We start from the raw sequence: 13200 nt of genomic DNA, 5'->3' as shown, positions 1-13200 counted from the left end.
CAAACCCTCACCAGCCCTAGTGTACCCCCAGAGACAGCTGACTCTTAACTTGGAAATTCTGATCTGATGACTTTCTTGGCTAGCTTGTCGCTTTTATCAACGGAATACTAAGAAAATAGCCCATCAATCCTTTAGCAAGTCAAGTTTTAACAACGGTAAGAAACGATCAGGAATGCTCTCGGATTCCGTTTGGCCAATTCGGTAAGCCCCTACAGTGAGGTAAAAGGCTTCCGCATTAGGATCGCTCTGAATCAGAATCGATTGAGTCCCCCAAAAAACAGCATGGCGTTTTGCATGGTTGATTAGATGCCTACCATAGCCTTGCCCGATAGAAGTGGGAGATACAAACAGGGCAATGAGTTCCATTTCTTGGGCAGAAAGCTGTTCTAGCCCATAAAAACCGATTAGATTATGTTCTCTTTCACCTAGGAAGAAATGATATTGGGGTTGATTAATCTGTGCTGCAGTGTAGGTTAATTCAGACCGACACGCCTTCATAAAATCAGGAGAATATCCCCAATATGCCTTTGCCTGAAAAGCTAATGGGTTCAGTGCGGGTAAATCCTCACATCTTGCTTTTCTGATTTCTAATGAAAAAACAGGCATAACACTGGACACTTAAGAAATCTCAACACTAGGGTTTGACTTTAATTTCACGCAATAGCATCGTGTAATTAGGTGGCATTTCAGATTTAATCCTTAATCTCTACTTAACTCACCTTTTACCTATCGACAATTCAGTTCTAATGTCAGTAGTTGAAGGCAATCATGATTCCCCAGTAAGGAAACAAAATCTGATTTTTCATGTCATTAAATTGCTACCAGCTAGCGTAAAGAATGTACCGCAGACTTATTTAACTCGCTGGCTGAATCGAACGGTTCATACCGCTCTAGGTTAAGTCTAATCATTTTAGTAGCAATACTTATCCAAAAAATTACCCCAAACAGTCGTTATCCAAGATCTGAATGAGCAGAAGTTTTCTTCATGCTTTCTCTCCATGGCTTATGGAAAATCCTATGGATTTTAAATCAAGAAAACCCAAACTCAACGTTCTGATTTTTAGGATGGGGACTTTTTTATATCAGCAGTTTGAAAAGTTGATTCCACTTTATTTGCGAGTCAAATGGAGACCTTTTTTAGGGTTGGCGCTGAACCCATCCTTGACACTGTTGATTGGCGATGATTTTCTTCTGCCCCGCCTCATCAAAAAGTTTATCTTCAGTGTTTCACTGAAGCCGTTGTCCCCAGCGAACAAACCTGCTGATTTTGTCGCGAAGGTGTAAAGGAGCTAGATGCAAACATTTCTGCTGATTTGGATAGGACAAGTTGTTTCTCTGCTAGGGACAAAACTGACGGAGTTTGCCCTTGGAATATGGGTTTACCAGCAAAATCAGTCGATTAGCCAGCTGGCACTGGTGATTTTGTTCACCTACTTGCCGAATACACTGATCTCACCCATTGCTGGGTCCCTCGTAGACCGTTGGGACCGTCGTTGGGCGATGATTCTCAGTGATGCGGCGGCGGGCATTGGTACGCTAATTATTGGTGCCTTGGTCCTGACCAATCAGCTGGAGATTTGGCATATTTATCTGGCGGTGGGCGTTAACTCGATTTTTAATGCGTTTCAAGTCCCAGCCTATACGGCTGCAATTTCGCAGTTGACCCCCGCCAGCCAATATAGCCGCATGAATGGCATGGTTCAGATTTCTCGTGGTATCGCTCGAGTGATCTCACCTGCGATCGCAGGTTTCCTGATCGGTATTCTGGGCATTGGCGGCATCTTAATTATCGACTTCAGCACCTTTCTGATCGCGATGTCGACCCTGTTAGTTGCCCGCTTCCCCAAAATCAAACGCACCCGGCCCACCAAGCCGCCCCAAATCCGGCGACTATTGCAAGAGATGCAGTTTGCCTGGCGGTACATCACCAAACGCCCCGGTTTATCTCGGCTGCTACTCTTCATGTCCACTAACTTCTTTTCCGTGGGCATTTTAGAAGTTGTGTTTTGGCCCCCTAATTTTAGATTTTGGGTCCCAGGAAGAGTTAGGGTATGTGCTCTCCATTGGGGGCAGTGGCTTGCTGCTGGGCAGTATTGTAATGACGGCTTGGGGTGGCCCTAAACGCCGGGTCTATGGTCTGCTCTACTTCATCCCCCTGCAGGCTGGAATTATGCTGATGGCGGCACTCCAAACCTCCATCCCTCTGGCGGCAATGGGGCTATTTGTCTATTTATTTGCACAACCCATCATTGTGAGCTGCAACCAGGCCATTTGGCAGAGCAAAGTCCCCCAACATTACCAAGGACGGGTGTTTGCACTCCAACAAATGATTGAAAAGTCTTTGGCGATTTTGGCTTACATTGTCGTGGGTCCTTTAGTCGAAAAATTCTTAGAACCCCTGATGTCAGGTGGTCCATTTGCAGAAACAGTGGGTCCCTATATTGGCGGAATTGGTGCAGGGAGAGGGATTGCTCTGATGGTGCTCATGATGGGAATTGGCAACTTGGTGGCAACTGGCATGGCTTTTAGGAGCCGTCGCTTACGCCGCTTAGACATAGAGATACCAACGGTGAAACGACCAGACTCATCTATCCCTAAATCAGAAATCCGTGACGCTTATAGTTTTGAAGAGGTAACCTCTCCATGAAGATTGCAATTATTACCTCTGGTTTTCTGCCCGTTATAGATGGAGTAACGGTTGCCGATTATAACCGGATGAAAAAGTTGAGTCAGTGGGGACACCAAGTTCGGGTTTTTTGTCCCGACTACAGTGCGTTGGCAAGTGTTTATCCAAACTGGCAAGACTATACGGGGGAGATCCTTCCCAACATTGAGGTCGTCAACCTACCCAGTGAAGCTTTTATGGGGTTGGACTTTGAGCGAAATGTCAGTCGACGGGCTCGTCCTCACCTGATGCAATCTTTAGAAGAGTTTCAGCCAGACATCCTGCATGTGGATGAGCCGGAACGATTATCTGTAGGGCTTTTGCAAACACCAGGCATAAAATATGCCAAACAGGCTGGCATCCCTTGTGTGTGCTTTTATCGCACGAATTTTATTGAATATGCGGAGGACTATTTTGATTGGCCTCCCGCTGCCATTTCTGGCCTACAGAATATATTTAAGCTGCTGTTGCGACGGGTGTATAACGCCTACGATCAGACCTTTACAACCAGTCCGATTACGCAACAGAAAATCATCAAACTGGGCATTAAGAACAGCCGCTATGCAGGGTTAGTGGGCTTTGATACCGATCACTTTAGTCCCAACCTACGTCAGTCCAACTACTTTGCCCAGAATTACGATCTACCGGAGGTGGATCAGCAAGTAAAACTCGTGTTTGTCGGCAGGCTTACCCCTGATAAGGGCTGGGGCTTTACGTTTAAAGCAATGCGAGAATTTTTACCCCGAATTGATCGAGATAAAGTGGCGCTGATCGTGGCTGGCGATGGCTCTATGCGGGAAGAAATTGCGGATGAGCTAGGAGCTTTAACGCCCCATGTGCATTTGTTGGGTCGGGTCGATCCAACTCAAATCCCTATTTTGCTTGCTAATAGCGATATTCACATCACCACATCAGAGAAAGAAGCACGGGGTCTAACCATCTTGGAAGCCTTTGCTTCAGGGATTCCGGTCGTTGCTCCCAGAGCCGGTGGGGTCGTTGAAAATATTGAGCATGGTTGCAATGGCTATCTGTATGAACCCCAATCGGTCCATGACTTTGCTAGCAAGCTTCAAGCCCTAATCGAAAGCCCAACGCTGCGGCGAGGGATGGGCGACTATGCCCCATCCAGTGTTGAGAATTACAGCTGGGATAGAGCATTTCAAACCTTGGTGCAGCTATGGGAAGAGGCGATCAGCAATAATCACTCCTCATCCGCCTCACCTGCTAAACGAACTTTAGTCGGAACCACCTCTGACCGGTAATTCTGGATCTTAGCTGTATAAATTACGAATTGTTAGCCCTCAGCCAATCGTTGTAAATGCTAAGTGAAAAACAGAAAATGCTTGCAGGAGCGGATTACATTGCTTCTGATTTTGAGTTGGCAACGGAAAGAACGCTGGCTCATGCCAAATGTCATGGGTTCAATTCAACACCAGGGTGTAGCCCTGAAAAATTGCTGGGTTTGGCTCAAATGTTTGGCTCATGCGGAACGGATTGCTATATTGAGCCGCCTTTTTTCTTGGATTATGGCTATAACCTTGTCCTCGGGCAGAATGTCTATCTGAACTTCAACTGCGTCATTCTAGATTGTGGGGTGGTAAGCATCGGGGATTTCGTGAAATTTGGCCCCAATGTTCAGGTCTATACGGCGGGGCATTCTTTGAATAATGCTAAGCGATTGCAAGGGTATGAGTTCGCTAAGCCCATCACCATCGGTGCCAATGCCTGGATTGGAGGGGGTTCAATTATTTTGCCGGGGGTTGATATTGGAGAAAATACGGTGATTGGTGCGGGTAGTCTGGTCTCCAAAAGTATGCCTGCAAACGTGGTGGCTGTAGGGAATCCTTGTAGCGTTATTCGAGACAATAGTTGAGCAGTGGGTATGACCTTTGGCAACCCATGAACTTTGAGTTTCTGAACACGTATCACTCAGAACGTTCAAGCATCTGATGAGATGCAGAATCTTCGGTATAGCATTGCCACGATTGATTGAAAAAATGTCACCATGATCAGTGATTGGCGTTTAGGAAACAACTATTATGGCCGCTGAATTTAAACATGTCATGCTCATGGTCAAAGACATCCCAGCAACCGTGAAGTTTTACTCAGAAGGGCTGGGATTGAAAGTGAAAATGCAAACCCCCGGCTGGGCTGAGCTAGATGCCGACGGAACCACCATTGCGCTACATGCCGCTGGTGAATCAGCGGGTGGTGATTCACCTATTTTGAGTTTTCATGTGGAAGATGTACATGGTGCGATCGCAACTCTGGAATCATTAGGTGCACAACTTGAAGGTCGGGTTAGAGAGCCAGCATTTGGCAAAGTTGCTGCCATGCGAACCCCAGATGGCAACCTTTTGAGCTTATTACAACCTGTAGAAGTCCCTGCAACCAGTCATTCTCACTAAGTACCCTTCATTCAACGCAACCGGGTTTTTCTGATCAAAGAGGAACCCGGTTTTTAATGGAATAGAGGGAAAAATACCATCATTATTCTTTCATCGTCGTTTCCTCCATACCCTGATAAAAGGGCCAAGTGCAGCAAGATCCGTAATATTACTTAGGTTGCTGATCTCATCACCGATGAGAGACCGAAGCACTCTGCTGACAAAAGTTTCACGAAAATGATTTCAGTAGATGTACAGTGGTCGTCCTACTGATGAACTGGCAACATACTTAGTGTATTAGGTATTTATACGGGTGCCTTATAGACTTCGACCTGTAATCCTATGGGATATATCTCTAGAATTCCAGAATATTTGGGGTTAAAGGTAGCAAAGTATACTATAAGCATCATATTGCAGAGTTTTTAGCGATATCTTTCGTCGGGAGAATAGAAATGTCGGGGGGGAGCCAAGACCATTTCATTCATTTTGCCCTTATACCGCATGGGCATTGTTACCTGTGGGACCCTGGTTTGGTCGGGCTGCACGTTGCTTCGGATGCCTTAATTGCGATTGCCTATTTTTCAATTCCGCTGGCGTTGATCCACTTTGTTCGCCAGCGCAAAGATTTACCTTATCCCTGGCTTTTTCAGCTCTTTGGGGCCTTTATTGTGACCTGTGGCCTCACCCATATCATGGAGATCTGGACACTCTGGCATCCTATCTATTGGGTATCCGGCGTACTTAAGGCCTCCACAGCCATCATTTCACTAGCCACAGCAGGTGCCCTAATTCCTGTTATTCCCCAAGCCCTTCTTTTACCCAGCCGAGAAGAACTTGAGCACGCCAAGGCCCAGCTAGAAGAGCGTGTCAAAGAAAGAACTCAAGCCCTGGAATTGAGCGAAGAACGACTGCAAATGGCCCTCTCGGGTTCTGGAGATGGTTTATGGGATTGGAATATCGAAACGGGTGAAGTCTTCTACAGTCCTCGATGGGAAGAAATGCTGGGTTATGAAGCGGGGGAACTTCCTGGCCATGTGAGTACTTGGGAAAGTTTAATCCATCCAGAAGATAAGCCTGGCGTTACGAAGGTACTGGACAGGCATTTACAAAACGGCGAACCCTACACCTACGACTATCGATTCCTGACAAAATCCGGAGAATGGCAATGGATGGCGACCTACGGCCAAGTCGTGAAGCGAAACGCCGACGGCACACCCGAACGGATGTCTGGCACTCACAAAGATATTAGTGCTCGCAAATATGCCGAACAACAGCTCGCAGATTCTCTAGCGGAAAAAAGCGTGATGCTGCAAGAGATTCACCATCGAGTCAAAAACAACTTACAGGTTATTTGTAGTTTGCTTAATCTCCAAACTCAAGGCAGTCCCGACCCAAAAATCACTGAGATTATGAAGGAGAGCCAAAATCGAGTGAAATCCATGGCCCTAGTCCATGAAAACTTGTATCAATCTCAGAATCTCTCCAAAATCAGTCTAGAGACCTACGTCAGAGAATTAACCAACAATCTATTGCGGTCCTATCGCTCTAAAATGAGCCAGATCAAGATTCACGTTGCCATTGCCAGTATCTACCTCGACATCGATACAGCAGTGCCTTGCGGCTTAATTATCAATGAACTGGTCTCCAATGCCCTCAAATACGCGTTTCCCGACCAGGAGAGCGGAGAAATTAAGGTCAAGGTCACTCAGAACACAGAAAAGTCTATCACCCTAACCATTACCGATAACGGGATGGGACTCCCCCATGAGATCAATGTAGAACAAACCCAAACCTTAGGACTACGGATGGTCAAAACCCTAACTCGACAGATTTCAGGCACCTTAACCGTTAGTCGAGGAACTGGCACCTCATTTAATATCCATTTCCCTCAACCTTCTTATTAGCAAGAATTTATGTCTTCTCTTCTGTCTCAACAAAAACGACCTGCGCCCGTGGTCTCTGCCAAAATCTTGGTGGTTGAAGACGAAGGACTGATTGCCCTAGATATCGAAAGTCACTTAATCGATTTAGGCTATCAAGTCCCTGGAATTGCCGAAACCGGTGCCGATGCGATTCTCTTGGCCCTGGAAGCACAGCCCGATTTAGTGTTAATGGATATTCGCTTAAAAGGGAACATTGATGGCATTCAAGCGGCGGCCAAGATTACCGACAAGCTCGACATCCCCATTATTTTTTTAACCGCGTTTGCGGATGCAGACACCCTCAACAAGGCTAAACAGGTCTCACCCTTTGGCTATATTCTTAAACCCTTTGATCCCATGGATCTGCGGACCAGCATTGAAATTGCCCTCCACAAACATCACTTTGATCAAGAAGTTAGACAGCAAAAAACCTGGCTACACACTATTCTTGCCAGCATTGGAGATGCTGTGGTAGCAACGGATAACCAGGGGTCGGTGACCTATATGAATCGTGTGGCTGAGTCGATTACCCAATGGCAACAAGCCGAGGCTCTAGGCAAAGATGTTAGCGATGTGATTCCGCTGATTACGGGCACTGCCAAAAATATTCTAGAAAACCCGCTCAAGCAAGTCTTGCGAGAACATCAAGAGGTGGTTTTGCCCGACAACACCTACTTGATCACCAAAAACCAAGAAGAAATTCCCATTGATGATAGTGCGGTCCCTATTGTTGACGACCAAAACCAGTCCCATGGAGCAGTCATTGTTTTTCGGGATATTACCGAGCGTCTAGAAGCCAACCAACAACTCTTTCACCATGCCTACTATGATTCATTAACAAATTTGCCCAATCGCGAATTATTTATGGATCGGCTTCAGCACTTAATCAATATGAGCAAACGATATGTCAATCATGAGTTTGCAGTACTGTTTGTCGATTTAGATCGATTCAAAATGGTCAATGATAGTTTGGGACATCCCGTAGGCGATAAGTTGTTGATTGCCACTGCTCAACGGTTACAGAAATGCCTGCGCCCAACCGATACTGTCGCTCGATTTGGTGGGGATGAATTCGCAATTTTGTTGGAGCAAATTGCAGATGTTAATAGCGTCTGTACCTTAGCAGAACGGATCAACCGTGAATTGGGTGCGCCCTACGAGCTAGGCAACTACGATCTATTTAATTCGGCCAGTATTGGCATTGTCCAAAGCAATATTCGATATGCTCTTGCCGAAGAATTGATTCGGGATGCAGATATTGCCATGTATCAGGCCAAGACCAATGGCAAAGGCTGTTATGCCGTTTTTGATGCGGTGATGCATACCCAAGTCAAAGGGCAATTAACCCTAGAAAATGACTTGCGGCGGGTGATCACGGACCAGCAATTAACGTTGCACTACCAACCCATCGTCTCGTTGCAGGATCAAGAGATTGTTGGGTTTGAAGCCCTAACCCGCTGGGAACACCCAGAGAAGGGGTTAATTCCACCCGGAATGTTTATCCCCACGGCGGAAGAAACCGGACTGATTGTGCCCTTAGATTTGTGGGCTATCCGCGAAGCCTGCCAACAGTTACGAAAGTGGCAAGATCAACTTCCCCCAGAGCGAACGTTAGACGTTAGCGTCAATCTTTCCAGTCGTCATTTTTCGCGTCCCGATTTAGTCCAAAAAATTGCCGCAATCCTGGCTGAAACGAAGTGCCCAGCGACTAGCCTGAAGCTAGAAATTACAGAAAGTGCCTTAATTGAGAATCCTGAGTCTGCGGCCCAAATTTTATCGGAGTTAAAAACATTGGGCCTTCGCATTCATATCGATGACTTTGGGACGGGCTATTCCTCCCTCAGCTATTTGCATAAATATGACATTGACACCCTAAAAGTGGATCGCTCTTTTATTCAATATATCGATCGCAATGCTGATCGGGTAGAGATTGTCCGCACGATTGTGGTGCTTGCCCATACGTTAAAGATGGATGTGATTGCAGAGGGCATCGAATCCGCGGAACAGCTCGCTGCTGTTCAAAGTTTGGGCTGTGAATATGGGCAAGGATATTACTTTGATCGACCGTTAACGAGCGAACAAGTCGATAAATTAGTGCGTGAACAAGCTTTTAAATTTTGTTCTGAATAGGCATAAGATATATCTAGGGCCAATAAATTTAGGCTTTCAAGATGGATCAGGTCATATTTATCTTAAAACGAATAAAAATGACTAACCAGGGGGAAAAGCTATCTACGGATGACGAATCAGTTAAATCCAATATCTATTGGTGAGAGGAACCTATCCTGTCCAGTATCTGGAATTGTTGCTCTTCAACAATCCGTGGATAAAAATCCGCTTATTTGTACCCCCGATACCTCTGTACGAGACGTTTTGAACCGCATGAATCAGGGTTCGGACTCCTGTGCGGCCGGATCTGAGCCTCTCAAGGCTAAAGCTCCCCAGCGTGTTAACTATGTGCTGATCATGGTTCAGCAACAATTATTAGGGATTTTTACTGAACGAGATGTGGTGAAGTTAAGCGCTCAAGAGATAGACTTTGACGCTGTCCAAATCGCTGATGTGATGACTCGGAATTTGATCACCTTACCAGCCTCTGAGTTAAAGGATGCGTTCAATGTTCTCAGTCTATTTCGTCAACATCATATTCGTCATGTCCCCATTCTCGACGATCAAGCCCATGTGACTGGCGTTATAACAACCGAGGGATTACGGAAGTCTCTCCAACCCAGCACATTAATGAAAATGCGGGCCGTTCATGAAGTAATGAATGCCCAACCGATTACGGCTTCTCCTTCAACTTCTGTGATGGAAGTGGCAGAGATAATGGCCACCCATCAAATTAGCTGTGTGGTGATTGTCCAAACAGACGTTCAAGATGCTGATTCCATTCTTTATCCGATTGGCATTATCACTGAAAGGGATATTGTTCAGTATCAGACTCTAGAACTGGACCTAAAATCTCTCCAGGCCCAGGCAGTCATGAGCAGTCCCTTAGAATGTTTGACCATTGAAGATACCCTGTGGCACGCTCAGCAATTCATGCAGAAGCTACATGTGAGACGACTGGTGGTGATAGATACCGCTGGGCAGTTAACAGGTGTTCTCACCCAAAGCAATATGCTATCCGTGCTGAATGGCTCTGATATGTATACGACTTTAGAGATCTTGCAAGACCAAGTTGATCAGCTCCAAAATGAGAGAATTCAGCTTCTGCAAGCCCTCAATTCCACTTTAGAGCATCAGGTGGAAGCAGATGCGGTGATGCTGCAATCTTGCCAAACTCACTTTGAATCAACGTTTGAACAGGCTGCTGTAGGGATTGCCCATGTCAGTCTTCAAGGCCGGTTTCGCGCCGTCAATCAGCGATTTTGTGAGTTGCTGAAATATTCTCAATCTGAATTGTTGCAGCTTTCATTTCTGGATATTACCCATGTGGATGATCGTGAAGAAGACCAACGGCTGGTTCAACAATTGATCTTGTCCCAAAGGTCTTCTTTTTCCCGTGAGAAACGTTACCTTTGCCAAGACTTCTCTATTTTCTGGGGAAAGGTTACGGTCTCGTTGGCCACGTCAGCTCCAGGAGAGCCTGACTATTTTATTGCAGTGGTTGAGGATATTAGCGATCGCAAACAAACAGAACTCGCGCTCCAACAGCTCAATCAGGAACTAGAAGAACGGGTCAAATTCAGTACGGCAGCTTTTCAAGCGAGTGAGCATCGATACCGATCTTTATTTGAGTCTGCGCCAGATTTACTTTTTGTGTTGAATAAGCACGGCATGATTCAACAAGTTAACACTGCTGTCCTGGAAAAGTCGGGATATGCCGAAGCAGAACTCTTGAATCGTTCTTTAAATCAATTTTGGGTTACGGCTCCTCCCCTAACTGATGCCCAATTATTGCAAATTTTGCTGAAGGAGGGACATTGGCGCTACACCCTGGAATTCCGATGTCGAGATGGATCGCCTCTGTTTGTCGATTGTGCCTATTCGATGATTACAGATGAAATCGGTGTATCCCCCCATATTCTGGTGATTCAGCGAGATATTAGTGAACAGACTCAGGTAAAAACGGCTCTCATTGTTAGTGAAGCTCGATATCGGTCTCTCTATGAGAACACGCCAATCATGCTGCACTCGATTGACCAAGACGGCAGAGTGGTCAGTGTCAGTAATACGTGGCTGACCCAAATGGGCTATGACCGCAGTGAAGTGTTGGGGCGAGCCTCGACGGATTTTCTGACATCAGCATCCCAACACTATGCCCGTGATTTCGTTCTACCCCAATATTTTCAAAAGGGTGCCTGCCGAGATATCCCTTACCAGTGGGTGAAGAAAAATGGCGAGTTGATTGATGTATTGTTGTCTGCGATCGCAGAACGAGATACCAGCGGCAACATTATTCGTACCCTGGCGGTGTCAGTGGATGTCACAGAACGAAATCGCATTGAAGTCGCCCTCAGCGAAAGTGAAGAACGCTTTCGCCTCGCCTTTGAGCAAGCTGCGATTGGCATGGCCCTGATTTCACCCGCCGGTCAATGGCTCAAGGCCAATGAGTCCCTCTGCAACATCGTCGGCTACTCAGAAGCTGAATTACTCTCCATGACGTTCCAAGACATTACCCATCCAGATGATTTAGCTTTAGACCTAAAATCAGCGGAGCAACTGCTGACAGGAGAAATTAACAATTACCATACGGAAAAAAGATATATCCACAAACAAGGGCATGACGTTTGGATTTTGCTCAGTGCCTCCTTGGTCTGCCAGGATAATGGCCTTCCCCTCCACTTTATTACTCAGATCCAAAATATCAGTGCTCGCAAAGTCTCTGAGCAGCAGCTATCTGAATCTCTGGCCGAAAAAAGTGTGATGCTACAAGAGATTCATCACCGAGTCAAAAATAACTTGCAGGTCATTTGTAGCTTGCTCAATCTTCAAACTCAGGCAAACCCTGACACTAATATTTCAGAAGTGATGCAGGAGAGCCAAAATCGAGTAAAATCCATGGCATTAGTCCATGAAAATCTCTACCAGTCTAAAAATCTTTCCAAAATCAATCTAGAAACTTACGTCAAAGAGTTAACAAACAACCTCTTGCGTTCCTATCGCTCTAGAGTCAGCCTCACTCAGATCAACATTGGGATTGCCAATATCTACCTCGACATTGATACCGCAGTCCCCTGTGGCCTAATTATCAACGAATTGGTTTCCAATGCCCTCAAACATGCCTTTCCAGAACAAAGTAGTGGAATAATCACCATCCATATCCTGGAACAACCCGAATCAGAGATCACACTAACGGTTACCGACAATGGGATCGGAATGCCTGAGCAGGTATCCTTCACCCATTCCAAAACCCTGGGATTGCGAATGGTAAAAACCTTGACTCGACAGATTTCAGGAAACCTAACCGTCAACCGAGAATCAGGGACATCCTTCCAAATCTGTTTCCCGCAACCTGCTGCTATCCCTGCAAAAAGCACTTCAGCCTAGGGAATTGGCCTTGCCCCCTTCAGAGCAGTCTATTCACATGGGGTCTTTTTCATGGACTCAACTGGGCTCAACACTTCCCCGGCCTTACACTTCATACTGGTGGGAATCGCATCCAAAAATAGAGTTCTATGAACAACCTGACCTGCCCAGTGTTGACCATGGCATCATAGGAACAAATCCAGGCTCAAGTGGCCTGCCGTTCCCCCAGCATTTATGTTATTCCTCACCCGATCTCAATCAGTACTACTACGTAAATGAATAGAACGGCAGTGCAAATAGTTCCGTAGTTTAATCGTTTTTCTCTGATGGGCCTAGATTTAAGCTAGCTTTAGCTGATCTTAGGTCACGGTTATGAAACTCGCCCATGAACTGCATCAACTACTAACAGACGATTCTAGAATCGATTCATTGCCTGATTTTTTCCTGTCTGGGTCTATCAGTGACCCTAGCCATTCCAAACGGCGCATGCAGCAACGAGCCATTTCCACCGATATGATCGAACTGGCACTTCTGTACGGCAAGCAAGAATATCACAGCCACGCCAAAACCTATACGCTCCTAGATAAAACCCTCAGAAACACACCCTACCAAAGGTTTGTAGACAAACTGAGAGGCCTCAGAGTTATCGCCTTAGACACAGCCCGAGGATTGAAAGTGACCAGCGTTTATTGGGCCTGGAACTTACGCTAGCGATTCAGCAGATTTTGCATAAGACCCTAGAGTCAACCCAGGC

11 protein-coding genes are annotated in these 13200 nt (G+C 46.1%); 10 read left to right on the top strand and 1 reads right to left on the bottom strand.

Annotated features, from left to right (window positions below):
* Nucleotides 1-123: 123 nt before the first annotated feature.
* On the bottom strand, nt 124-606 hold the full coding sequence (locus tag HRE53_RS23855; RefSeq protein ID WP_235108223.1) for a GNAT family N-acetyltransferase: 483 nt from the start codon (nt 604-606) through the stop codon (nt 124-126).
* A gap of 411 nt (nt 607-1017) precedes the next feature.
* On the opposite strand from HRE53_RS23855, the gene HRE53_RS23850 reads away from it, so the two are divergent.
* The 10 genes from HRE53_RS23850 to HRE53_RS23805 all read left to right on the top strand — a co-directional run bounded on the left by HRE53_RS23850 (nt 1018) and on the right by HRE53_RS23805 (nt 13157).
* Nucleotides 1018-1284 carry a hypothetical protein gene (locus tag HRE53_RS23850; protein ID WP_235108222.1) on the top strand — a complete coding sequence of 89 codons (267 nt, stop codon included), beginning with the start codon at nt 1018-1020 and terminating at the stop codon, nt 1282-1284.
* A 9-nt stretch (nt 1285-1293) separates the two neighbouring features.
* Nucleotides 1294-2121, top strand: a complete 828-nt coding sequence (locus tag HRE53_RS23845) for an MFS transporter (protein WP_235108221.1) — start codon at nt 1294-1296, stop codon at nt 2119-2121.
* Nucleotides 2099-2647, top strand: a complete 549-nt coding sequence (locus tag HRE53_RS23840; protein WP_235108220.1) for a hypothetical protein — start codon at nt 2099-2101, stop codon at nt 2645-2647. The genes HRE53_RS23845 and HRE53_RS23840 overlap by 23 nt, the downstream gene beginning before the upstream one ends.
* Nucleotides 2644-3927: a glycosyltransferase gene (locus HRE53_RS23835; protein ID WP_235108219.1), complete on the top strand. Its 1284-nt coding sequence runs from the start codon at nt 2644-2646 to the stop codon at nt 3925-3927. Before HRE53_RS23840 ends, HRE53_RS23835 begins: the two co-directional genes overlap by 4 nt.
* 56 nt (nt 3928-3983) lie before the next feature.
* On the top strand, nt 3984-4538 hold the full coding sequence (locus HRE53_RS23830) for a sugar O-acetyltransferase (RefSeq protein WP_315875923.1): 555 nt from the start codon (nt 3984-3986) through the stop codon (nt 4536-4538).
* A 166-nt stretch (nt 4539-4704) separates the two neighbouring features.
* Nucleotides 4705-5073 carry a VOC family protein gene (locus HRE53_RS23825; RefSeq protein WP_235108217.1) on the top strand — a complete coding sequence of 123 codons (369 nt, stop codon included), beginning with the start codon at nt 4705-4707 and terminating at the stop codon, nt 5071-5073.
* A gap of 509 nt (nt 5074-5582) precedes the next feature.
* Nucleotides 5583-6956, top strand: coding sequence for a sensor histidine kinase (locus HRE53_RS23820; RefSeq protein ID WP_235108216.1), 1374 nt, complete (start codon nt 5583-5585; stop codon nt 6954-6956).
* A 9-nt stretch (nt 6957-6965) separates the two neighbouring features.
* Nucleotides 6966-9104: a bifunctional diguanylate cyclase/phosphodiesterase gene (locus HRE53_RS23815; protein ID WP_235108215.1), complete on the top strand. Its 2139-nt coding sequence runs from the start codon at nt 6966-6968 to the stop codon at nt 9102-9104.
* Between the two features lie 192 nt (nt 9105-9296).
* Nucleotides 9297-12467 (top strand): PAS domain S-box protein, encoded by a 3171-nt coding sequence (locus HRE53_RS23810; RefSeq protein ID WP_235108214.1) that lies wholly within the window; start codon nt 9297-9299, stop codon nt 12465-12467.
* A 351-nt stretch (nt 12468-12818) separates the two neighbouring features.
* Nucleotides 12819-13157 carry a DUF4258 domain-containing protein gene (locus tag HRE53_RS23805; RefSeq protein WP_212665559.1) on the top strand — a complete coding sequence of 113 codons (339 nt, stop codon included), beginning with the start codon at nt 12819-12821 and terminating at the stop codon, nt 13155-13157.
* Nucleotides 13158-13200 lie beyond the last annotated feature (43 nt).

The organism is Acaryochloris sp. 'Moss Beach' (assembly GCF_021497025.1).
GTDB lineage: Bacteria > Cyanobacteriota > Cyanobacteriia > Thermosynechococcales > Thermosynechococcaceae > Acaryochloris > Acaryochloris marina_A.
The sequence above is the reverse complement of the archived record's forward strand: the minus strand, read 5'-3'. Positions and strand labels throughout refer to the sequence as shown.